Raw genomic sequence first — 22,840 nt, forward strand, 5'->3', positions numbered from 1 at the left:
TCGAGATCGCAGATCTGCGCGTTGCCGCGCGGCGCGCCGGGCTGGCAGCGACTTCGATCGCAACGGCGGTCGCAACTTCCCGTGACAGTCTCCGACAAAGGTCAGTGAATGCATCAGAAAAACGAAATTTCCCGACGACACTTTCTCCGGCTGGGCGCCGGCACGTTCGGCATCGCGCTGGGAAGCGCGTCGTTTCTGTCCGCGTGCGGCGGCGATTCGATCGCGATCGCCCCCGTCACGACGCCCAGGCTCGCCTCGGTAGCGAATTTTCGCGATACCGCAGGACCGGACGGAACGGGCTATGCCACCCCGAGCGGCGCAGCGATGAAAAAAGGCGTGATCTACCGGTCGTCCGCGCTCACGTTGTCCGCGGCCGACGTCGCAACGGTCGATACGCTCGGCATCACGCAGGTGTGCGACCTGCGCACGACCTCCGAGATCCAAGCGCAGCCGGATGTTCCGTTGGCGGGCGCCATTTGGCAGAACCTCAACGTGCTCGGCGCCGCCAATCTCGGCCCGCTGCCGACCAGCGGCGCGACGGCCACGGCCTTCATGATGAGCATGTATCGGGCGTTCGTGACGTCGGAAACCGCACGCACGAGCTACCACGCGTTGTTTGCCGGCTTCGCCTCGTCCGGCGGCAATCTGGTCTGCCACTGCACGGCCGGCAAGGATCGCACCGGCTGGGCGACGGCCATCCTGCACACGATCCTCGGTGTCCGCCCGCAGACGATTCTCGCCGACTATCTGCTGACCAACGTCTACAGCGCGTCGGAAATCGCCGCCTATGTCGCGCAGGCGCAGAAGCGCGGCGGGCAGGATGCGGCCGACATGATGGCCGCGCTGCAAGGCGCGCAAGCCGCCTATCTGCAGGCGGCGTTCGATCAGGTCGTCGCGTCGTATGGCTCGATGACGTCATACATCGAGAACGGCCTGCAGCTCGACGCGTCGACGCAGAATGCGATCCGGCAGCGCATGCTGGTCTGACCGACCATGCAGGCGGCGCTGGCGACAGCGCGGCTGTCATCGCACTGCCGCCGCGCCCGGACCGGACACGGCCTTCATCCGGCACGAAACCCGGCGTCAACCCACGCCGCCGGGTTTGCCGATCCGGCGCAATGCGCGCCGCCCGCCTCTCGACCGCAAAACCAAACGACCGTTTGATATTGCCGCCCCGACGCCGCGAATCCTTTGCCCTGTCGTGCGCCGACCGGTGTTGCCCGCACGCCCGCTGTTTGGTAACGCCGCTCTAGCGCGCTATGCCACACTGCACGGCATCGACGACTGCGCCGCGCATCGATCGCGCGCCCTCGCCGGTCACGACAAGACATGGAGACAGACGATGCGGAATTCGGTCCGGCGCGGCCATCGCACGCCCTTGGCAAGTTTCGACTGGATGGCCGGCCTGCGACGCGCGGCCGCCCCGGTTTCACACGGCACCGCTCGCGCATTCGGCTGCGGTGCGCTCGCGCTCGCGCTGCTCTGCACCGGCTGCGCGGAACCGGCCGCGCAGCGCGACGGCAACGCGTCGGTCGCATCGACGAAGATCGAGCGCGCCAAAGCCGAACGCCTCGCTCACGAACAGCAGATCGCCCGCACGGTGCCGTCGCTCGCGTCGATCAACCTCACGCAGCCGCGCCCGTTCACGCTGCGCGACTCGGGCCAGAACGGCGCGATGACGTTCCTGCGCGACGTCGATTTCCGCATCGTCAACAACCTCGGCTTCTTCATCCATCAACTGTCCGCGACACTCGTGCCGACGCAGGCCGGCGCCCCCATCGTGTTCGACGACCCGACGAGCTTCGAGATCGACGTACACGAAGGCGCGGTCACGCTCGACAACGCAAAGCTGACCGCGCTCTTCGACACTTACATCTTCGGTTACCGCAACGCGCCGCTGCGCAAGCTCGCCGTATCGGCCGGCGACGGCGTGATCCATCTTCAAGGCGAGATGCAGCGCGACGGCTGGGTGCCGTTCTCGCTGACCGGCACGCTCGCGATCCGCGACGGCAGCCAGCTCGTATTCCACCCGACCGGCGTGCGCGTGTCGGGCATCAACGCGCAGCCGGTCATGCGCGCGGCCAACGTGAAGATGGCCGATCTGCTGAAGGTGGAAACACCGATCGCGCGGCTCGCCGGCGACGACCTCGTGATGTCGGTCGACAAGCTGATGCCGCCGCCTCGGCTGAAGATCCGGATCGCCGCGCTGCGCGTAACACCGGCCGGCCTCGACCTGACGCTCGACGACGGCTCGCATGCCGGCTTCGCGCTCCCCGCGAACGCGCCGCAACAGGCGATGTACATCCGCGGCGGCGACGTGAAATTCATGCGCTCGATGCCGATGAACGCCGACATCCTGATCGGCCCGGTCGATCCGACGAAGCGCGACCAGCACTTCGTGTTCGACCTGTATCACTATCGCGACCAGGTTTCGGCCGGCTATTTCAATTTCGACGAAAGCGGCGCGATGGCGATCCGGATGCCGTCGTACGCGGGCCCCGCGAGCGGCGCCGCGCTCGGCAATGCGGCCGCTCGCCTGAACGACAGCTTCCTCGCCGCGCAGCAGAATGCGTTGCGCGACTCGCGCCAGCACTGGGAAGCGTTTGCACTCGCGGCCAGCGCGCCGCAACCCGGCATGCAGAAAGTCGCGATGCGGCGCTCGTCGAACACCCCGTTCAACGAACGGCACGTGTCGAACCGCAACCCGACGATCCACCTGCACAACGTCGACTTCAACCTGTCCGGCGACATCGGCTTCCATGTCGAGGACCTCGACGTCCAGCTGATCGCGAAACGCCCGGGCGAACCGGTCGATCTCGACGATCCGAACCAGTACGACATCCGCATTCTCGGCGGGACGGTGGTCGAATCGTGGAAGGCGATGTCGGCGCTCTTCAACAACTACCTGCTCGACTACTCGCCGCGCTCGCTGAACGACCTGCAGTTGAGCGCGGATGGCCAGGAATTGCGCGTCCAGGGCGGCATCAAGCTCTGGAATCACGTGCCCGGCGTGTGGCTGCCGACCGACATGAAGGGCACGCTGTCGGTGCTCGACGACCGGCACCTCGCGTTCAAGCCGGCGCAGGTATCGGTGCTCGGCATCCCGCAGGCGAAGCTGCTGCGCTCGCTCGGCATCGAGCTCGCGTCGCTGACGCCGCTGCAGCGCCGCGGCGCGGAGCTGCGCGGCGACACGCTCGTGCTCGACCAGTACACCGTGTTTCCGCCGCCGGTGCTGAACGGCAAGCTCGGCCAGGCGACGGTCGAACGCGACGGGCTGCGCCTCACGTTCCGGCGTGCCGCCGACGCGCCCGCGACGAAGCGGCCGCAGATCGACGCGCCGAGCTACATGTGGATGGAAGGCGGCGACATGAAGATGTTCAACGTGCTCGAACTGAACGTGCGCGCGCTGATCCGGAACTCGGCCGAGGCCGGCCCGATGCGTTTCGACCTGTATGGCTACCGCAGCCAGGTCGCGCAGGGCTCGGTGCGGATGCTGCCGGACGGCACGCTGGTCGTCGACATGGGCAAGCCGAACCCGCTCGCATCGCGCTGACCCGCCGAGCACGAGCCCGCGTGCAAGAAAAAACCCGGCGGCGCATCGCCGACCGGGTTTTTTGTTGATTCGAGCGTTGCGCTCAGTCGTGTTTGAGTCCGTCGATCACGTCGAGGAGCGCCTGCCGCAACGCGACCACGTCGACCGTTGCACCCGGCTTGCCCGATACTCGCACGTCGCCGGCCGGCACATCGGGCTCGGCCGGCGCCGCGGCAGCGCGCTCGCCGCCCGGCGAATCGAGCCGGTTGCGCGCGCCGTTGATCGTGAATCCCTGTTCGTACAGCAACTCGCGAATCCGCCGGATCAGCAGCACTTCGTGGTGCTGATAGTATCGGCGATTGCCACGCCGCTTCACCGGCCGCAACTGCGTGAATTCCTGTTCCCAATAACGCAGCACGTGCGGCTTGACCCCGCACAGTTCGCTGACTTCACCGATCGTGAAATAGCGCTTCGCGGGAATCGGAGGCAAGACGACTTTCTCAACCGTAGTGGTCATCGTCGGTTAACCGTCGGTAAAGAATGCGCGGCGGCCGCGCGGAGACTTCGGCGCGCGGGCGTTACTCCGCGCCGTTTTCGACCAGCGCCTTCAGCTTCTGGCTCGCGTGGAAGGTTACCACCCGGCGGGCCGCGATCGGAATCGCCTCGCCCGTCTTCGGGTTGCGGCCCGGACGCTGCGGCTTGTCGCGCAGCTGGAAGTTGCCGAACCCCGACAGCTTGACGCTTTCGCCGTTTTCGAGCGCGTCGCGGATCACTTCAAAAAACGCCTCGACCATGTCCTTCGCTTCACGCTTGTTCAGCCCGACGCTGTCGAACAGCAGCTCCGCCAGCTCCGCTTTCGTCAGCGTCGGCGTCTCGGTGGACGCCGGCGCCGAAGCGTCGCGGTTCATGGCGCTGCGTTGCGCCGTCAGGAGGGCTTCGAATTCACTCGAGGTCATGTCGTTCATATCTGCCATACAGCGCGTTAAACCAAAACTTACGATGGGGAAGCGCCACCCGCGAACGGGCGGCCCCTCTCCTTAGCCGCGCAGGCGGGCACCCGCACGAGCCATCCGCTCGACCAGCGTCTGGATCGCCTGATCGACGACCTCGTCCTGTAGCGTGCCAGCCGCATCCTGCAGCGTCACGCGGAAGGCAAGGCTCTTCTCGTGCGCGGCAAGACCACCGGAAGTATTTGATTTTGCACGAAATTCGTCGAAGAGTACAACCTTCTGAACGAATCGGCAGGCGTCTTCGGCCAGCGCCTTCTTCATTTCGTCGAAAAGTGCCTGAACCTCGACCGCCTGATCGACGACAACGGCGATATCGCGCCGTACCGGCGGGAATTTCGACACGTCGGTCGGCGCCGGCAGTGCACGCGCGATCAGCGCATCCGCGTCGATTTCGAACATCACCGGCGCGTGCGGCAGCTCGTACTTCTGCATCAGGCGCGGATGCAGCTCGCCGATCCAGCCGACCGCGCGGCCATCGACTTCGATGCGCGCACTGCGGCCCGGATGAAGGGCCGGATGCCCGGCCTTCACGAAACGCGCGGCGGCCGGCGCGAGCAGCGCCTCGAGATCGCCCTTCACGTCGAAGAAATCAACCGCGCGGGTCGCGACGCCCCACTGCTCGTCGACTGCCGGGCCGTACGCGAGCGCGCCGACACGCTTCGGTTGCGTGTAGCCTTCGACGGTCAGCTCGCCGGCCTTCACCGACGGATCGGTGAGGAACACACGGCCCGTCTCGAACACGCGCACGCGATCCGCGCGACGGTTCAGGTTGTGGCGCAGCACGGAGATCAGGCTGCCGAACAGCGTCGTGCGCATCACCGACAGCTGGCTCGCGATCGGGTTCAGCAGGCGGATCGGATTGTCGTTGCCGGCGAAGTCGTGCTCCCACTCCGCATCGACGAAGCTGAAGTTGACCGTTTCCGCATAGTCGCGCGCCGCGAGCGCGTGACGGATGTCGTGGATCGAGCGCCGCGTCTCGTTGGTCGCGCGCATCTCGCTCGTCGCGACCGGCGGACGCGCGGGAATCTTCTCGAAACCGTAAATGCGCGCCACTTCCTCGATCAGGTCTTCCTCGATCTCGATGTCGAAGCGGTGCGACGGCGGCGTGACCAGGAACGCGTCGTCGTCACGCTCGAACGGCAGGCGCAGGCGCGTGAAGATGTTCGCGATCTCGTCGGCATCGATCTTCACGCCGATGATGCGGTTCGCGCGCGATACGCGCATCTTCACCGGCGCGCGCTGCGGCAGGTTCACCGCCTGGTCGTCGACCGGGCCGGCCTTGCCGCCGCAGATCTCGAGAATCAGCTGCGTGATGCGCTCGACGTGTTCGACGGTCGTCGCGTAGTCGACGCCACGCTCGAACCGATGGGCCGCATCGGTCGAGAAGTTGTACTTGCGCGCGCGGCCACGGATGCTGTCCGGCCACCAGAACGCGGCTTCCAGGTAGATGTTGGTCGTATCGAGCGTGACGGCCGTGCTGTCGCCGCCCATGATGCCCGCGAGGCTTTCGACCTGACGGTCGTCCGCAATCACGCCGACCGTTTCGTCGAGTTCGACCGTGTTGCCGTTCAGCAGCTTCAGCGACTCGCCGCGCTTGCCCCAGCGCACTTCGATGCCGCCGTGGATCTTGTCCAGATCGAACACGTGCGACGGACGGCCGAGCTCGAACATCACGTAGTTCGAGATGTCGACGAGCGCCGACACGCTGCGCTGGCCCGAACGCTCGAGGCGCTCGACCATCCATTGCGGCGTCTTCGCATGCGCGTTCACGCCGCGGATCACGCGACCCGAGAAGCGGCCGCACAGATCGGGCGCAGCGATGCGCACGGGCAGCGTTTCGTCGAGCTCTATGCGCACCGGACGGATATCGACCGGCGTCAGCGGCGCGCCGGTGATCGCGGCCGTCTCGCGCGCGATGCCGAACACCGACAGGCAATCGGCCTTGTTCGGCGTCAGCTTGATTTCGAAGATCGTGTCGTCGAGATTGAGCGTATCGCGGATGTCCTGGCCGACCGGCGTGTCTTCCGGCAGGATCAGCAGGCCGCTGTGGTCCTCGGACAGCTTCAGCTCGCGCGCCGAGCACAGCATCCCCTGGCTCTCCACGCCGCGCAGCTTCGACAGCTTGATCGCGAACGGCTTGCCGCCCTCTTCCGCCGGCGGCAGTTCCGCGCCGACCAGCGCGACCGGCACCTTGATGCCAGGCGCCACGTTCGGTGCGCCGCACACGATATTCAGCGTCGCGCCGGTGCCGGCGTCGACCTGGCAGACATTGAGCTTGTCCGCATCCGGATGCTTGACGACTTCGAGCACGCGGCCGACGACGATCTTCGACGTCGGCGGCGCAGCCTTGCTCAGCGATTCGACTTCGAGCCCCGCCATCGTCAGCGCGTGCGACAGTTCGTCGGTCGTCAGCTGCGGGTCGACAAAGGTTCTCAACCAGGATTCAGGGAATTGCATGGATGTCTACGTTCGAAACAGGTTAGATCGGCGCCCGGCCCCCGTCGGAAACGTCCGGCGGGGCATGCGCGGGCACATGTCGGCGCGGCGCGTGCGTTATGCGAACTGGCGCAGGAAACGCAGGTCGTTCTCGAAGAACAGCCGGAGATCCTGCACGCCGTAGCGCAGCATCGTCAGGCGCTCGAGGCCGCTGCCGAACGCGAAGCCGATGTAGCGCTCGGGATCGAGGCCCATGTTGCGGATCACGGTCGGATGCACCTGCCCCGAGCCCGAGATCTCGAGCCATTTGCCGGCGTTCTTGCCGTGCTCGAACATCATGTCGATCTCGGCCGACGGTTCCGTGAACGGGAAATACGACGGACGGAAGCGCACGAGGATGTCGTCGCGCTCGAAGAATTTCTTCAGGAAGTCGGTATAGACGCCCTTGAGGTCGGCGAAGCTGATGTTCTCGTCGATCCACAGCCCCTCGACCTGATTGAACATCGGCGAGTGGGTCGCATCGCTGTCGACGCGATACGTGCGGCCCGGCGCGATCACCTTGATCGGCGGGCGGTTCATGCGCGCGTAACGCACCTGCATCGGGCTCGTGTGCGTGCGCAGCAGCAGCTGGCGGCCGTCGGCATCCTTGCCTTCGACGTAGAAGGTGTCCTGCATCGAACGCGCCGGATGGTTCTCCGGGCTGTTCAGCGACGTGAAGTTGTACCAGTCGGTCTCGATTTCGGGACCGTCGGCCACGTCGAAGCCGATCGAGCGGAAAATCTGTTCGACGCGCTCCCACGTGCGCATCACGGGGTGCAGGCTGCCTGCGCCGGCGCCGCGGCCCGGCAGCGTCACGTCGATCGCCTCGGCGGCGAGGCGCTGGTTCAACAGCGCGTCGGCGAGCGCCTGGCGGCGTGCGGTCAGCGCGGCTTCAACCTGCTGCTTCGCGACGTTGATGCGTGCGCCTTCGGTCTTGCGTGCTTCGGGATCGAGCTTGCCGAGGCCCTTGAGCAACTCGGTCAGCGCACCCGACTTGCCGAGAAAGCGTGCTTTCTCGTTTTCGAGCGTGGTGATGTCGGCAGCCTGTTCGAAGGACTGCTGCGCGTCGGCGACAATCTGGTCCAGATCCATAGATCCCATCATTTCCAACGTCATTCGGTCTTGGCGAGCGAAACTGCTCCACCAAACAAAAAAGGGGCTCGGAAGAGCCCCGTTTTCGCTGCAGCGGCCGAGACTACCGGAACGTCGCTGCAACTAACCACGCAGTGCTAATTTCGCAATTAGGCTGCAACGGCGGCTTTCACCTGCTTGACGATCGCAGCAAAAGCAGCCTTGTCGAACACCGCCATGTCGGCCAGGACCTTACGGTCGAGTTCGATCGACGCCTTCTTCAGGCCGTTGATGAACACGCTGTAGGTCATGTCGTGCTGGCGAACTGCCGCGTTGATACGCGTGATCCACAGTGCGCGGAACACACGCTTCTTGTTGCGGCGATCGCGGTACGCGTACTGACCAGCGCGCATCACCGCCTGCTTGGCGATGCGGTAGACGTTATTGCGACGGCCGCGATAACCCTTGGCCAGGTTGATGATCTTCTTGTGGCGGGCCCGTGCGGTTACCCCACGTTTGACTCGAGGCATGTTTCTCTCCTTAGAGTATCAGTTGAGGGGTTACGCGAACGGCAGCATCGCGCGGACGGAGTTCAGATCGGAATCATGAACTGCCGTTGCGCCGCGCAGGTGACGCTTGTTCTTCGTGGTTTTCTTGGTCAGGATGTGACGCTTGAAGGCTTGACCGCGCTTGACGGTACCGCCCGGACGCACCACGAAGCGCTTTGCAGCACTCTTCTTGGTCTTCATCTTAGGCATGACGAACAACTCCAGTTTATTTGATGGCGATGGGTGTGCGGTTGGCTTGCGCCCTTGACCCGCCCTTCGAAACCCAGTCCACTTGTGTACGGCGAACCGCTTGCGCAGCCGCCGTCATTGTTGGTGCGCCGCCCTGACCGGGCCACGCACCGAACCACTTTCGAACCTGCGCGCGTGGCGCGCGAGCCCGTTACTTCTTTTTCTTCGGCGAGAGCACCATGATCATCTGGCGCCCTTCCATCTTCGGCATCTGCTCGACCTGGCCGACTTCCTCGAGATCCGTGCGCAGACGCTCAAGCATCCGCATGCCGATCTCCTGGTGAGCCATTTCGCGGCCGCGGAAACGCAACGTGATCTTCGTCTTGTCGCCCTCTTCGAGGAAGCGCACGAGATTGCGAAGCTTGACGTTGTAGTCACCGTCATCGGTACCCGGGCGGAATTTGACTTCCTTCACCTGGATGACCTTTTGCTTCAGCTTCGCTTCGTGCTGCTTCTTCGATTCCTGGTACTTGAACTTGCCGTAATCCATCAGACGGCAAACCGGCGGAACCGCTTGCGGCGCGATTTCCACCAGGTCAACATCCAGTTCTTCCGATTTACGGAAAGCATCAGCGAGTTTTACGATACCGAGCGGTTCGTTCTCGATCCCGACCAGACGCACTTCCGGCGCAGTGATTTCACCGTTGATGCGGTGCGACGACTTATCAGTAGCGATGTTACGTTTCCTCTAAAAATTAAAAAAACGAGCCGCGCTGCCAGGGCGGTTACTTGAACGAGCGCAGGTCTTCCTGCAGACGCTCAACGAAGGCTTCGATCGGCATAACGCCAAGATCGACGCCGCCACGGGCACGCACGGCTACCGTTTGCGCATCACGCTCCTTATCGCCCACGACGAGGAGATAAGGCACCTTTTCCAGCGTGTGCTCGCGTATTTTATAGCTAATCTTCTCGTTGCGCAAATCGGCCGCCACTCTAACCCCTTGTTTTTGCAACGTTTGGGTCAGAGATTGTGCATATTCGGCCTGACTTTCGGCGATATTGAGCACAATTGCCTGGTACGGCGCGAGCCAGACCGGCATTGCACCGGCGTGGTGCTCGATCAAAATGCCGAGGAATCGCTCCATCGAACCGACGATCGCGCGGTGCAGCATCACCGGCCGGCGGCGGCTGTTGTCTTCCGCAACGTACTCGGCGCCGAGGCGCTCCGGCAGCATCATGTCGAGCTGCAGCGTGCCGCACTGCCACGAACGGCCGAGCGCATCCTTGATGTGGTACTCGATCTTCGGGCCATAGAACGCACCCTCGCCCGGCAGCTCTTCCCACGACAGGCCGCAGGCCGTCAGCGCTTCGCGCAGCCCCTGCTCGGCACGGTCCCACGTTTCATCGGAACCCATGCGCTGCTCGGGACGCAGCGACAGCTTGATGTCGATGTGCTCGAAGCCGAAATCGCCGTACACGCTCATCGCGAGCTTGTTGAACGCGATCGACTCGGCAATGATCTGGTCTTCCGTACAGAAGATGTGCGCATCGTCCTGCACGAAGCCGCGCACGCGCATCAGGCCATGCAACGCACCCGACGCCTCGTTGCGATGGCACGAGCCGAATTCCGCGTAGCGCAGCGGCAGGTCGCGGTACGAGCGCAGGCCGTGCTTGAACACCTGGACGTGCCCCGGACAGTTCATCGGCTTGATCGCGTAGTCGCGCTTCTCCGACTCCGTCGTGAACATGTTCTCGCGGTAGTTCTGCCAGTGGCCCGACGCTTCCCACAGCGAGCGGTCCATGATCATCGGCGTCTTGATCTCGAGGTAGCCGGCCTCGTTCACGCGGCGGCGCATGTACTGCTCGACCTGCTGCCACAGCGCCCAGCCCTTCGGATGCCAGAACACCATGCCCGGCGACTCTTCCTGCATGTGGAACAGGTCGAGCTGCTTGCCGAGCTTGCGGTGGTCGCGCTTTTCCGCTTCCTCGAGCATGTGCAGGTATTGATCCTGGTCTTCCTTCTTCGTCCAGGCCGTCCCGTAGATGCGCTGCAGCTGCTCGTTCTTCGAGTCGCCGCGCCAGTACGCGCCCGCGACCTTCATCAGCTTGAAGACCTTCAGCTTGCCGGTCGACGGCACGTGCGGGCCGCGGCAGAGGTCGGTGAAGCCGCCGTGCGAGTACAGCTTGATTTCGTCGCTTTGCGGAATCGATTCGATGATCTCGGCCTTGTACTTCTCGCCGAGGCTGCGGAAATAGCCGGCCGCCTCGTCGCGCGACACGACGCGGCGCGTCACCGGCTCGTCCTTCTTCGCGAGTTCCTGCATGCGCTTTTCGATCTTTTCCAGATCTTCAGGCGTAAACGGGCGGTTGTACGAGAAGTCGTAATAGAAGCCGTTGTCGATCACCGGACCGATCGTCACCTGCGCATCCGGATACAGATCCTTCACCGCATAGGCGAGCAAGTGCGCGGTCGAGTGACGAATGATGTCGAGACCGTCGGCATCCTTGTCCGTGACGATCGCGAGCGATGCGTCGCGATCGATGACCGTGGACGTATCGACCAGCTCGCCATCGAGCTTGCCACCAAGCGCAGCCTTCGCAAGGCCGGGACCGATCGAGGCCGCAACCTCGGCAACTGTCACCGGATGCTCGTATTGTCGAACTGAGCCGTCAGGCAAGCGTATCGAAACCATAGCAATCTCCGTGATGCCGACAGTGGGCGGCAAACCAAGCACGCGATATCAAAGTCACGCGCGAAAATTTCGCGACAAAAAAAATGCGGCCCCGCTTTCGAGGGGCCGCATTCGATACTTCACTCAAACTGAAAGGGCGAAAACGTTCCTCGACTAGCGTCGCTCCGAAAAGGTTTCGGTCAACGTTCGCGGTGTCATAACCGTATTCGCCTTGTTCGCGTTGAGTTATTTACTGCATCGAACACCCGAAAAAACCGGGCATTCTCAATTCGTTGGTAGGCTCGATTGGACTCGAACCAACGACCCCCACCATGTCAAGGTGGTGCTCTAACCAGCTGAGCTACGAGCCTAGAGAAGCTAAGATTATATGGAGCTAACGCAGACTTGGCAAGCGTTTTTATGCGGCCGCAGCAAAATGATCAGGATCCAACCCCATTACAGGGACATCAAGCCTTGCGCCCCGCCCGCACGACGCCCGGCACTTCGCCGAGCAGCGTGCACGCCCGCTGCACCTGCGCGGAATTCGAAACCTCGACCGTGAACTGCATGAATGCCGCATTGCGGCGGCTCTGCGTCTTCACGCCCACCACGTTCATCTTCTCGCGCGCGAACACTTCGGAGATATCGCGCAGCAGGCCTTGCCTGTCGCTCGCCTCGATCATCAGGTCGACCGGATAGACGGACACGCCACGGCCGCCCAGCACGTCGGCCGACCAGGTCGTCTGCAGTACGCGCTCCGGCGCCCGCTCGGCCATCCGCCGGAACGTCGGGCAGTCGCTGCGGTGGATCGACATCCCCTTGCCGCGCGTCACGAAACCACTGATCGGGTCGGGCGGCGCCGGACGGCAGCAGCGCGCAAGCTGCGTCAGCAACGCATCGACACCGACCACCAGCACGCCGGTCGACGCGCCGTGCGCGACGCTCGCCCCGCTGCTGCGCTTCTCGAAATCGGCGGGCGCCTCGGGCGCATGGTCGGGCGGCGGCGCATCGGACAGCGCGTGCTCGACGTTGCGCAGGCTGAATTCCTCCTTGCCGACGACAGAGAACAACTCATCGGGCGACTTGAAGCCGAGCTTCGCGGCCAGATTGTCGAGGTTGACCGACGTCTTGCCTTCGCGCTGCAGCGTCTTTTCGACGAGCGCGCGACCGTGCGCGATGTTCTCTTCCTGCTCGATCGAATTGAACCACGCACGCACCTTCTGTCGCGCGCGCGGGCTCTTCAGGTAGCCGAGCTGCAGGTTCAGCCAGTCGCGCGACGGCCCGCCCTCCTTCACCGCGACGATCTCGACCGTCTGGCCGTTCGCGAGCGACGTGTTCAGCGGCACCATCACGCCGTCGACGCGCGCGCCGCGGCAGCGATGGCCGAGCTCGCTGTGCAGGTGATACGCGAAATCGACCGGCGTCGCGCCCTGCGGCAGCGCGATCACGCGCGCCTGCGGCGTCAGCACGTAGATATGGTCGTCGTCGAGCGACGTCTCGCGCAGCTGCGCCCACGCCTTGTCGCCCGAGACTTCGGTGCCGTCCTCGACGTCGTCCTTCCATGCGAGCAGCTGGCGCAGCCACGCGATCTTCTCGTCGTACTTGTCGCTCGCCGAGAACTGGCCGCCATAGCCGCGCGCGCCCGCTTCCTTGTAGCGCCAGTGCGCGGCGACGCCGTACTCCGCGAAGCGGTGCATTTCCTGAGTGCGGATCTGCACTTCGAACGCGCGGCCGTCGTCGCCGATCACGACCGTATGCAGCGACTTGTAGCCGTTCGGCTTGGGACGCGAGATGTAGTCGTCGAATTCCTTCGGCACCGGCTGCCACAGGTGATGCACGATACCGAGCACCGCGTAGCAATCCTTGATGTCCGGCACGATCACGCGAAATGCGCGCACGTCGTACAGCTCGGAGAAGTCGAGCTCCTTGCCGCGCATCTTGCGCCAGATGCTGTAGATGTGCTTCGGCCGACCGCTCACGTCGGCCGGGATGTGCGCTTCCGCCAGTTCGTGCTGCAGCCGCTCGATCGCCTGCGCGACGTACGCCTCGCGTTCGATGCGCTTTTCGTCGAGCAGCTTGGCGATGCGCTTGTAGGTGACCGGATCCTCGAAGCGGAACGCGAGGTCCTCGAGCTCCCACTTCAGTTGCCAGATACCGAGACGGTTCGCGAGCGGCGCATAGATCTCGAGCGTCTCGCGCGCGACGTCGGGCGGCGGGTCGATCTTCGCCGCCGCGTAGTAGCGCAGCGACTGCAGCCGCGACGCCAGCCGGATCAGCACCACGCGGATGTCCTGCGCGAACGCGAGCAGCATCTTGCGCAGCGCCTCGATCTGCGTGCGCCGCTCTTCCGCGGCGTCGCGCCCGGCGTCGGGCATCGCGTTCTGCGCGGCGCGCAGGCTCACGGTGCCGAGCCGCAGCAGCTTGCGCACGTCGGATACAAGCCGCGCAACCTCTTCGCCGAAGCGTTCGGTCAACTCCCGCTCCGGGTCGTTCAGGTGCGGCGTCAGCACGAACAGCGCAGCCGCCTGCATCGCGTGCGGGTCGACGTTCAGCGTGCGCATGATCGACGCCGTGCCCGCCGAATGATCGGCGAGCAACTCGCCCGTCGACAGGCGCGCGTCGCCGGCCCGCTCGCGCACGAACGCGAGCACGTCGTCGAACGACGGTGCCGCGACGGAAGAAGCGGAAACGGACTCGGTCATTGCACGGCCTGGCGTATTGCGGTCATCGTGATGCTTCGCTCAGCTCCGCTGCGCGGCGACGACGACGATCTCGACGAGCAGCGCCGGATCCGCGAGCTTCGCCTCGACGGTCGCGCGCGGCGGCGTATTGCCGGGCGCGACCCACGCGTCCCACTCCGCATTCATGCCTTCGAAGTTCGCGAGATCCGAAATGTAGATCTGCACCGACAGCAGATGCGCCTTGTCGCTGTTCGCTTCGGCGAGCAGGCGGTCGATGTGGCCGAGCACTTCGCGCGTCTGGCCCTTGATGTCCTGGGTGGTGTCTTCGGCAATCTGGCCGGCCAGATACACGGTACCGTTGTGGATCGCGGTTTCGGAGAGACGGGCCCCGACGTGGTGACGAATGACTGCCATGGAATGTTCCGGTCGTGTGAGTGGGTAAAGTATCGGCGACGACACGGCCCGCGTGCCGCCGAACCGCATATTATGACGCGTTTATGCGCCGCCTTCGACGAAAAACCGGCGGGCGAGCGCAATCTGGTCGGCGCTGATGAACGCCGGCGCATGGCCCGCGTCCTGGATCTCGGCTTGCGTCACGTGCCGGCCGCGCCGCACCATCTCGGCCGCCGTATCGCGCGACAGCAGGTCGGAATGCTCGCCGCGCACGACCAGCAGCGACGCGTCGGTGGTCTCGATCGCGCGCCACAGCGCGGCCTCGCCGAGCGCGGCCAGTTCGGGCGTCGTCGCCTTGAACGGCTCCGCGATGCGCGGATCGTAGCGCATCGTCCAGCCACCGTCGGGCAGCTCGCGCAGCAACGGCCCGTTGATCTCGCGCCACTCGTCGCCGCTCAATGCGCCGAACGGCAGCGACAGCGACGTCAGATAGTCGATGCCCTCCTGCTCCGTCGCGAAGCGCGGCTGCACGCCGAGGTATTCGCCGATGCGCGTCAGCGAATCGGGCTCGATGCGCGGGCCGACGTCGTTGACGATCATCCGGCGCAGCGGCGAACCGGGCAGCCCCGCGAGCGCCATGCCGATCAGCCCGCCCATCGACGTGCCGAACCAGTCGACCGACTCGACGTCGAGCCGCGCGATCAGCGTCACCATGTCGGCCACGTATTGCGGAATCGCATAAAGCCGCGGATCGGCGAGCCAGTCGGAGCGCCCGCGCCCGACGACGTCGGGGCAGACGACGCGATACGTATCGGACAGCGCAGCGGCGAGCCGGTCGAAGTCGCGCCCCGAACGGGTCAGGCCGTGCACGCAGACCAGCACGCGCGGATTGGCGGGGTCGCCCCATTCGGTATAGGCGACGTGGTGAAGGCCTGCGGCGCTCGCACACTGCACGCGTCGCTGACGGGGAACCGGAGGATTCGCTGAGGTTGTTGGCATCGTTGGCATCCTGTCGAACGTGGACGGTGCGGCGGGCAACGCTTGCACCGCCCGATGCAAACGATTGTAAACCGCTTCTTAACGGCGGGGCGTCACGCGCCTGCGGTCATCCGGCGCATCGTTCGCACCGGCTCACGCGCCGCGGCGCCACGAGGCGCGCAACTGCTCGCGCAGGAAGTCGACGAATGCCCGCACGCGCAACGGCACGTGACGCCCGCCGGGATAGACCGCATGAAGCGGTGCCGCGGGTGCGGCGAATGCCGGCAGCACGCGGACGAGCCGGCCCGCGTCGAGGTCGGCACCGACGTCCCAGATCGACTTCAGCGCGATGCCCGCGCCCTCCAGCGCCAACGTACGAGCCGCACCGCCGTCGTTCGTCAGCAGCGCGGCCGTCACTTCGACCGCAACCGCGCCCTGTACACCGTCGAACCGCCACTCCGCACGCGGCTGGTCGCCCATCACGATGCATCGGTGCATGCGAAGCTCGGCCGGATGGGCCGGCAGCCCGTGCACGGCGAGATAGCTCGACGACGCGCACAGCACGCGATGATTCGGCGCCAGCTCGCGCGCGATCATCGTCGAATCGGCGAGGCTGCCGATCCGCACGGCAACGTCGATGTCCTGCGCGAGCAGATCGACGATCGCGTCGGTCAGCATCAGGTGCACGGTCAACTCCGGATGTTGCCGCTGAAACGCGGCGACGAGCGGCGCGATCCGCAGCCGGCCGAGTTCGCCGGGCGCCGTCAGGCGCAGCACGCCGCTGACCGTGCCGCGACGATCGCTCATCAGCGTTTCGGCGCGATCGACCTCGGCCAGGATGCGCAGCACCTGCGCATGGAACTGCGCACCGTCGTCGGTCAGCGTCTGCTGTCGCGTCGTCCGGTGCAGCAGACGCACGCCGAGCTGCGACTCGAGATGCGCGAGCCGCTTGCTGACGACGGACAGCGACAGGTCCAGCTCGCGCGCCGCCGCGGACAGGCTGCCGGCCGACACGATTCTCGCGAAGGTATCGAGCGCCGGGAGATCGTCGATCAGCATCTCGGCACCCGCTTCGCCTCGGCCTTTCCTTTTTTCGAATAATCCATTCGCTTTTAGACCGTATTTGTGTTCAGAACGGAAACCTACCATACCTGTTCCGCGTCGTCCCGCGACGCCATTCACAGGACATCCGAAACCATGTCGATCCTTCCTTCGATCGCGCGCCCGCTCACCCGCGTCATCGCCGCGGCGGCCTGCGTCGCCGCGCTGTCGCCTGTCGCGGCCCGCGCCGCCGACCTTCTCGACCCACACGGCCTGACCGTCGCGACCGACGTGCCGGCTACGCAGGCGCGCGCGCAGATCCTCGCCGCGCGTCGCTACGGCACGTTCTGGGATACCGGTGATGCGACCCTCGCCCGCGCCGCACTCGCGGCCGATTTCGTCGACCGGACGTTGCCGGCCGGCCGTGAACAAGGCGTAGCGGGGCCACTCGCGGCGTCCAGGACGATGCGCACGGCCATCCCGGACCTGCATTGCGACATCGAACAGATGATCGTGGCGGGCGACCGTGTCGTCGTGCACCTGCACTTTCGCGGCCATTTCACCGGCACGTTCAACGGAACGACCGGAAGCGGACAGGCGATCGACTTCATCGCGACCGACATCTACCGCATCGACCAAGGCCGGATAGCGGAAAACTGGCACATCGAGGACAACCTGACGCTGATGCGTCAGCTCGGGCTCGTCGGCTGACGGAGGGGGCGATGACTGACAGCGACTACGATTCTTCGACGATGCGTCCGGCGCGCCGCAAGTTTCTTGCACAAGCAGGCGCCGGGGCGGCCGCCGGCATCGCGATGGCCGCGGGCGCCTCCCGGTCGGCAACTGCCGCGCCGATATCGGATGCTGCCGGGACCAACGCCAGCGGGTTCTGGCCGGACAACACGCGACTCGTCATCTCGATCTCGATGCAGTTCGAGGCCGGCGGACAACCGCCCAAGGGCGCGGACAGCCCGTTCCCGTCCGTCGAGTTTCCACCGTCGGTCCCGGTCGACCTCGCGTCGGCCACGTGGTTCGCATATGGCTACCGTGAAGGGATCCCGCGTCTTCTCGACCTGTGGGACCGGCATGGCGTGAAGGTCACGTCGCACATGATCGGGGAAGCCGTGCGCCGGCATCCCGAACTGGCACGCGAGATCGTGTCGCGCGGCCACGAAGCGGCCGCGCACGGCCCGACCTGGCGGTCGCAATTCGCGATGAGCCGCGACGACGAGCGCCGCTTCCTCACCGAAGCCCGCGACATGGTCGAAGCGGCGACGGGACGGCGCCCGATCGGCTACAACTGCAACTGGCTGCGGCGCGGACCGCACACGCTGCCGCTGCTGCAGGAACTGGGCTACGTGTATCACATCGACGACGTCAGCCGCGACGAGCCCTTCATCGAAACCGTCGACGGCCGCGATTTCGTGGTCGTTCCATACACGTTGCGCAACAACGACATCCTGCTGATCGAAGGCCGCAATTACTCGCCGACGATGTTTCTCGAGCAGATCAAGCTCGATTTCGACCAGTTGTACGCGGAAGCCGGCCAGCGGCGGCGATTGATGTCGATCAGCGCGCACGACCGGATCAGCGGCACGCCGCAGATGGTCCGCGCCTGGGACGCATTCCTGCACTACGCTCGATCGCATCCGGGCGTTGCCTTCATGCGCAAGGACGACATCGCCCGCTTTGCGCTGCGCAGCCCGTCGACGTTGCGCGAAGCCGAAACGATCTGACCGGATTGCGCTCACCTGCTCACCCCCTCACCTCGGAAGGACCACCATGAACGACTCACTCCACGGAAAGAAGGTACTCGTCGTCGGCGGCAGCTCCGGCATCGGTGCCGCCGCCGCGACCGCATTCGCACGACTCGGCGCTGTCGTGACGATCGCATCGCGCAACCCGGACAGGGTCGATGCAGATGCCGCGCCGGGCGCGCAAGTACGCACCGAAGCGCTCGACATCACGGATACGGCGGCCGTCGATGCGTTCTGCGCGCGCGCCGGCCAGTTCGACCACGTCGTGATTTCGGCCGCGAAGACAGCGACGGGCCCGATCCGCGCGCTGCCGCTTGCCGACGCGCAGGCCGCGATGGACAGCAAGTTCTGGGGCGCATACCGCGTCGCACGCTCGATCGATATCGCACCCGGCGGTTCGCTGACGTTCGTGTCGGGCTACCTCAGCGTGCGACCGAACGCGTCGTCGGTACTGCAGGGGGCCATCAACGCGGCACTCGAGGCGCTCGCCCGCGGCCTTGCGCTCGAGCTGTCGCCCGTGCGGGTGAATACCGTATCACCGGGCCTGATCGCGACGCCGCTGTGGGACAAGCTCGCCCCCGATGCGCGCGACGCGATGTACGCGGGCGCCGCGCAGCGCCTCCCGGCACGCCGCGTGGGCCAGCCGGCGGACGTCGCGAATGCGATCGTGTATCTGGCGGCAACGCCTTATGCAACCGGCTCGACGGTGCTGATCGACGGCGGCGGCGCGATCGCGTGATCAGCGCGATTCGGGTGACGTATGCGGTCATGACAAAACGCCCCGCGTTCCACCGGGGAACGCGGGGCGTCGAGCGTCGAGACGAAAGGCCGGCGCTTACGCGACCGCGCTCACGTCGAGCGGCGCGCCCGTCTTCGCCTGGATCTCTTCCGCGCTTACGCCGTCGGCGAGTTCGAGCACCTTCAGGCCGGCCGGCGTCACTTCGATCACGCCGAGATCGGTGATGATCAGGTCGACCACGCCGACACCCGTCAGCGGCAGGTTGCATTCGTCGAGGATCTTGTGCTGGTCGCCCTTCGCGACGTGCTCCATCAGCACGACGACGCGCTTCACGCCCGCGACGAGGTCCATCGCGCCGCCCATCCCCTTGATCATCTTGCCCGGGATCATCCAGTTCGCGAGGTCGCCCTTCTTGCTGACCTGCATCGCGCCGAGGATCGCGAGGTTGATGTGGCCGCCGCGAATCATCGCGAACGAATCGGCCGACGAGAAGATCGACGAGCCCGGCAGCGTCGTGACGGTCTGCTTGCCGGCGTTGATCAGGTCGGCGTCGACCTCGTCCTCGGTCGGCGACGGGCCGATGCCGAGCAGCCCGTTCTCCGATTGCAGCCACACTTCGACGCCTTCCGGCACGTGGTTCGCGACGAGCGTCGGCAGGCCGATGCCGAGGTTCACATAGAAGCCGTCCTGCAGTTCCTTCGCCGCGCGCGCGGCCATCTGGTCACGATTCCAGGCCATGTCAGTCTCCTTTCGCGCGTACGACGCGTTGTTCGATGCGTTTTTCGGGCGTCGCGTTCAGCACGATGCGCTGCACGAAGATCCCCGGCGTGTGGACATGGTCCGGATCGAGTTCGCCGTTCTCGACGATCTCCTCGACTTCCGCCACGGTGATCTTGCCCGCCATCGCGCACATCGGGTTGAAGTTGCGCGCGGTGCGGCGATAGATCAGGTTGCCGGACTTGTCGGCCTTCCATGCCTTCACCAGCGCGACGTCGGCCGTCAGCGACGGCTCGAGCACGTAGTGGCGATCGCCGAACTGGCGCGTTTCCTTGCCTTCCGCGATCACGGTGCCGTAGCCGGTGTTCGTGAAAAAGGCGGGGATGCCGGCGCCGCCCGCGCGCAGCTTCTCGGCGAGCGTGCCCTGCGGCGTGAATTCGAGCTCGAGTTCGCCGGCCAGGTACTGGCGCTCGAACTCCTTGTTCTCGCCGACGTACGACGAGATCATCTTCCGGATCTGGCGCGTTTCCAGCAACAGGCCGAGACCGAAGCCGTCGACGCCTGCGTTGTTGCTGATGCAGGTGATGCCCTTGACGCCGGAATCGCGCAGCGCCGCGATCAGCGCCTCGGGAATCCCGCACAGGCCGAAGCCGCCCACCGCGAAGGTCTGTCCGTCGCGGACGATCCCTTCCAGCGCGGCGGCCGCGCTTGGATAGACTTTGTTCATCTGTATGTCCCTTCCTCTATGGAAACCAGCAAAACCGGTTCACGCGCCCACTGGGCCGCAAGCCCGCCGCATCATTCTATGCATGCACGGCGATACCTGCGTCGAGGCGCGCTGTTTTTATATCGCGGCACACCGCCGCGAGATGCCTGAAAGGGTACGATGTGACGCCGATACGGCACAATACGCAAAAATACATAAGCATTTGCCTCCGCTTGCCCGCGCCATGCCCGCTCTCGATTACCAGACTGCCTTTCACCTCGCGCCGCTCGGCCTCGTGATGTCGCGCGACCGCGTGATCGAGGACTGCAACGACGCGCTCGCGGCGATCTTCCGCTGCGCGCGGGCCGATCTGATCGGCAAGTCGTACGAGGTGCTGTATCCGTCGCCGGACGAATTCCAGCGCATCGGCGAGCGCATCTCGCGCGTGATGATCGCGAACGGCACCTACGCCGATGACAGAATCATGAAACGGGCCGACGGCGAGCTGTTCTGGTGCCACGTGACGGGCCGCGCGCTCGACCGCACCGCGCCGCTCGCGGCGGGCGTCTGGACCTTCGAGGACTTGAGCGCGACGCGCCGGGTCGCCGTCGAGCTGACGCCGCGTGAACGCGAGATCGCCGCGCAGCTCGCGACCGGCAAGACCAGCAAGCAGATCGGGCGCGTGCTCGACATCAGTTCGCGCACGGTCGACATCTATCGGGCGCGGCTGATGCGCAAGTACGGCACGAACAATACGCCGGAGCTGCTGCAGCGCCTGCTCGGCCAGTAAAACGCGCGCCGGAATGGCAATCGGCCGCGTGAAGCGGCCGATTCGGGAGATCATCGGGAAATGGCGACACACCGGGCGCCGGCTTCGGCGCCGCCGCGCTCAGCCGACCTGCGCCGCGAGCGCGCGCTCGATCGTATCGCGCAGCAGTTGCGGCAGCGGCACCGACTTGCCGAGCGCGTAGTCGACCCACACGCAGCGCGCGTTGCCGCGCGCATAGACGTGCTGCGGATCGTCCGCGCGCGTCAGCTCGAAACCGGTGTCGAAGCTGCTGCGGCCCGGCTTCGCGGCCGACATCTTCGCGATCACGTCGCCCGGATAGTGCAGTTGCTTCAGGAACTCCATCGACGCCGTGACGATCACGGGCCCCTGCCCCTCGCCGTTGCCGCCCGCGATGCCGAGTTCCTCGAACCACGAGATCCGCGCCTGTTCCATGTAGCGGAAATAGACCGTGTTGTTCACGTGGCCGAACGCATCCATGTCGCCCCAGCGGATCGGCATCGACATTTCAAATACGGGGGAATATTCGCTCATTGCAGTCTTCTTTGTTGCTGAATGTCATCCACTCAGGCGAGGCCGAAGCCATCGTCGGCGGAGATAATCGAGCCATTGATGAACTGCGACTCGTCGGCCGCGAGCAGCAACAACAGCCCGTCGAGATCCTGCGGCTTGCCGACGCGCCGGCGCGGCAGCATCGACTGCAGCTTCTGGCCCTGCTCGGTTTCCCACAGGTAATGATTGATTTCGGTATCGATATAGCCCGGGCAGATCGCGTTGACGTTGATCCCGTGGCGGCCCCATTCGAGCGCCATCGCGCGCGTCATCTGCACGACCGCCGACTTGCTCATCGCATACAGGCCGATCTGCGGAAACACGCGCAGCCCCGCCACCGACGCGATGTTGATGATCCGGTAAGGCGGTTTGCCGTTGCCGTTCGCGCGCATGATCATCCGCTTCGCGACTTCCTGCGCGACGAAAAACGCGCCGCGCGTATTGGTGTCGAACACGAACTCGAAATCGGACGGCGTGACGTCGACGAGCTTCTGCATCGTCGAGACGCCCGAATTGTTCACGAGGATGTCGATCGTGCCGGCTTCCGTCTCCGCGTGCGCGATGGCCGCCTTGATGCTCTGCACGTCGGTGACGTCGAGCGACACCACGTGCGCGGCACCGCCCGCCGCCTCGATCTCCGCGCGCAGTTCCTTCAGGCGCTCGACGCGGCGGCTCGCGAGCACGACCTTCGCGCCGGCCTGCGACAGCACCTGCGCAAAGCGTTGCCCGAGGCCGCTCGATGCGCCCGTGACCAACGCGACCTTGCCTTCCAGATTGATCGATCGACCCATTGCACATCCCCTTTCGATGTCGTTTCGCCGCCGCGGGCGCCCTGTCCCACGCAGCATAACCCTAGCACATAAAATAGAACGATCGTGCTAATGTATCCGCATGCTGTTGCGGCAAGCGTTTCGTTTCGCAGACAATACGCTCCCGAATAAAAGCATTCTAACGGTTAGAGGAACGCCAATGACCCCCGCAAGCCTCATCGA

General features: G+C 65.2%; 22 protein-coding genes and 1 tRNA gene. 6 read left to right on the top strand and 17 right to left on the bottom strand.

The window, feature by feature from the left end:
- Positions 1-225 precede the first annotated feature (225 nt).
- Both U4Z31_RS29760 and U4Z31_RS29765 read left to right on the top strand, forming a co-directional pair.
- The gene (locus U4Z31_RS29760; protein WP_321812194.1) at positions 226-987 is read left to right on the top strand and encodes a tyrosine-protein phosphatase; all 762 of its coding nucleotides are present in this window, start codon (positions 226-228) and stop codon (positions 985-987) included.
- Between the two features lie 355 nt (positions 988-1,342).
- Positions 1,343-3,553: a hypothetical protein gene (locus U4Z31_RS29765; RefSeq protein WP_321812186.1), complete on the top strand. Its 2,211-nt coding sequence runs from the start codon at positions 1,343-1,345 to the stop codon at positions 3,551-3,553.
- A gap of 82 nt (positions 3,554-3,635) precedes the next feature.
- On the opposite strand, the gene U4Z31_RS29770 is transcribed toward U4Z31_RS29765, so the two are convergent.
- From U4Z31_RS29770 to U4Z31_RS29830, 13 genes are all read right to left on the bottom strand, one after another.
- A complete protein-coding gene (locus U4Z31_RS29770; protein ID WP_321812187.1) occupies positions 3,636-4,049 on the bottom strand; it encodes a MerR family transcriptional regulator in 414 nt (137 codons plus the stop codon).
- 61 nt (positions 4,050-4,110) lie between these two features.
- Positions 4,111-4,497, bottom strand: coding sequence for an integration host factor subunit alpha (locus U4Z31_RS29775; protein ID WP_006486093.1), 387 nt, complete (start codon positions 4,495-4,497; stop codon positions 4,111-4,113).
- A gap of 72 nt (positions 4,498-4,569) precedes the next feature.
- Complete coding sequence (pheT, locus tag U4Z31_RS29780) at positions 4,570-6,999, bottom strand: phenylalanine--tRNA ligase subunit beta (protein WP_321812188.1); 2,430 nt, start codon at positions 6,997-6,999, stop codon at positions 4,570-4,572.
- A 96-nt stretch (positions 7,000-7,095) separates the two neighbouring features.
- The gene (pheS, locus tag U4Z31_RS29785; protein WP_006753318.1) at positions 7,096-8,109 is read right to left on the bottom strand and encodes a phenylalanine--tRNA ligase subunit alpha; all 1,014 of its coding nucleotides are present in this window, start codon (positions 8,107-8,109) and stop codon (positions 7,096-7,098) included.
- Between the two features lie 149 nt (positions 8,110-8,258).
- Positions 8,259-8,618, bottom strand: a complete 360-nt coding sequence (rplT, locus tag U4Z31_RS29790; RefSeq protein ID WP_004192938.1) for a 50S ribosomal protein L20 — start codon at positions 8,616-8,618, stop codon at positions 8,259-8,261.
- Between the two features lie 30 nt (positions 8,619-8,648).
- Positions 8,649-8,846, bottom strand: coding sequence for a 50S ribosomal protein L35 (rpmI, locus tag U4Z31_RS29795; protein WP_004191477.1), 198 nt, complete (start codon positions 8,844-8,846; stop codon positions 8,649-8,651).
- A gap of 190 nt (positions 8,847-9,036) precedes the next feature.
- Complete coding sequence (infC, locus tag U4Z31_RS29800) at positions 9,037-9,561, bottom strand: translation initiation factor IF-3 (RefSeq protein ID WP_071734130.1); 525 nt, start codon at positions 9,559-9,561, stop codon at positions 9,037-9,039.
- A 49-nt stretch (positions 9,562-9,610) separates the two neighbouring features.
- On the bottom strand, positions 9,611-11,518 hold the full coding sequence (gene thrS, locus U4Z31_RS29805) for a threonine--tRNA ligase (RefSeq protein ID WP_257774120.1): 1,908 nt from the start codon (positions 11,516-11,518) through the stop codon (positions 9,611-9,613).
- A 273-nt stretch (positions 11,519-11,791) separates the two neighbouring features.
- Positions 11,792-11,868 (bottom strand) — tRNA-Val (locus U4Z31_RS29810).
- A 96-nt stretch (positions 11,869-11,964) separates the two neighbouring features.
- The gene (locus U4Z31_RS29815; protein ID WP_044846048.1) at positions 11,965-14,199 is read right to left on the bottom strand and encodes a RelA/SpoT family protein; all 2,235 of its coding nucleotides are present in this window, start codon (positions 14,197-14,199) and stop codon (positions 11,965-11,967) included.
- 39 nt (positions 14,200-14,238) lie between these two features.
- Entirely contained in the window at positions 14,239-14,592 is a 354-nt protein-coding gene (locus tag U4Z31_RS29820; RefSeq protein WP_006758848.1) for a RidA family protein, read from the bottom strand.
- An 81-nt stretch (positions 14,593-14,673) separates the two neighbouring features.
- Positions 14,674-15,570 carry an alpha/beta hydrolase gene (locus tag U4Z31_RS29825; protein ID WP_321812189.1) on the bottom strand — a complete coding sequence of 299 codons (897 nt, stop codon included), beginning with the start codon at positions 15,568-15,570 and terminating at the stop codon, positions 14,674-14,676.
- Between the two features lie 132 nt (positions 15,571-15,702).
- A complete protein-coding gene (locus U4Z31_RS29830; protein ID WP_044846050.1) occupies positions 15,703-16,608 on the bottom strand; it encodes a LysR family transcriptional regulator in 906 nt (301 codons plus the stop codon).
- A 138-nt stretch (positions 16,609-16,746) separates the two neighbouring features.
- Between U4Z31_RS29830 and U4Z31_RS29835 the strand changes: the two genes are divergently transcribed.
- The 3 genes from U4Z31_RS29835 to U4Z31_RS29845 are packed head-to-tail and all read left to right on the top strand — an operon-like array spanning position 16,747 to position 19,086.
- Positions 16,747-17,301, top strand: coding sequence for an ester cyclase (locus tag U4Z31_RS29835; protein ID WP_321812190.1), 555 nt, complete (start codon positions 16,747-16,749; stop codon positions 17,299-17,301).
- Between the two features lie 11 nt (positions 17,302-17,312).
- Positions 17,313-18,326: a polysaccharide deacetylase family protein gene (locus tag U4Z31_RS29840; RefSeq protein ID WP_321812191.1), complete on the top strand. Its 1,014-nt coding sequence runs from the start codon at positions 17,313-17,315 to the stop codon at positions 18,324-18,326.
- Positions 18,327-18,372: 46 nt separating this feature from the next.
- Positions 18,373-19,086, top strand: coding sequence for an SDR family oxidoreductase (locus U4Z31_RS29845; protein ID WP_321812192.1), 714 nt, complete (start codon positions 18,373-18,375; stop codon positions 19,084-19,086).
- 96 nt (positions 19,087-19,182) lie between these two features.
- Here U4Z31_RS29845 and U4Z31_RS29850 read toward each other — a convergent pair whose 3' ends face one another.
- Positions 19,183-19,824 (bottom strand): CoA transferase subunit B, encoded by a 642-nt coding sequence (locus U4Z31_RS29850; RefSeq protein ID WP_124488883.1) that lies wholly within the window; start codon positions 19,822-19,824, stop codon positions 19,183-19,185.
- A 1-nt stretch (position 19,825) separates the two neighbouring features.
- Positions 19,826-20,530, bottom strand: coding sequence for a CoA transferase subunit A (locus U4Z31_RS29855; protein WP_044846055.1), 705 nt, complete (start codon positions 20,528-20,530; stop codon positions 19,826-19,828).
- A 223-nt stretch (positions 20,531-20,753) separates the two neighbouring features.
- Between U4Z31_RS29855 and U4Z31_RS29860 the strand changes: the two genes are divergently transcribed.
- Positions 20,754-21,299 (top strand): LuxR C-terminal-related transcriptional regulator, encoded by a 546-nt coding sequence (locus tag U4Z31_RS29860; RefSeq protein ID WP_044846056.1) that lies wholly within the window; start codon positions 20,754-20,756, stop codon positions 21,297-21,299.
- A gap of 99 nt (positions 21,300-21,398) precedes the next feature.
- On the opposite strand, the gene U4Z31_RS29865 is transcribed toward U4Z31_RS29860, so the two are convergent.
- Both U4Z31_RS29865 and U4Z31_RS29870 read right to left on the bottom strand, forming a co-directional pair.
- The gene (locus U4Z31_RS29865; protein WP_044846057.1) at positions 21,399-21,830 is read right to left on the bottom strand and encodes an acyl-CoA thioesterase; all 432 of its coding nucleotides are present in this window, start codon (positions 21,828-21,830) and stop codon (positions 21,399-21,401) included.
- 32 nt (positions 21,831-21,862) lie between these two features.
- Positions 21,863-22,639, bottom strand: a complete 777-nt coding sequence (locus U4Z31_RS29870) for an SDR family oxidoreductase (RefSeq protein WP_044846058.1) — start codon at positions 22,637-22,639, stop codon at positions 21,863-21,865.
- Between the last annotated feature and the right edge of the window lie 201 nt (positions 22,640-22,840).

The sequence above is a fragment of the Burkholderia sp. BCC1985 genome, assembly GCF_905339915.1.
Taxonomy (GTDB): Bacteria; Pseudomonadota; Gammaproteobacteria; order Burkholderiales; family Burkholderiaceae; genus Burkholderia.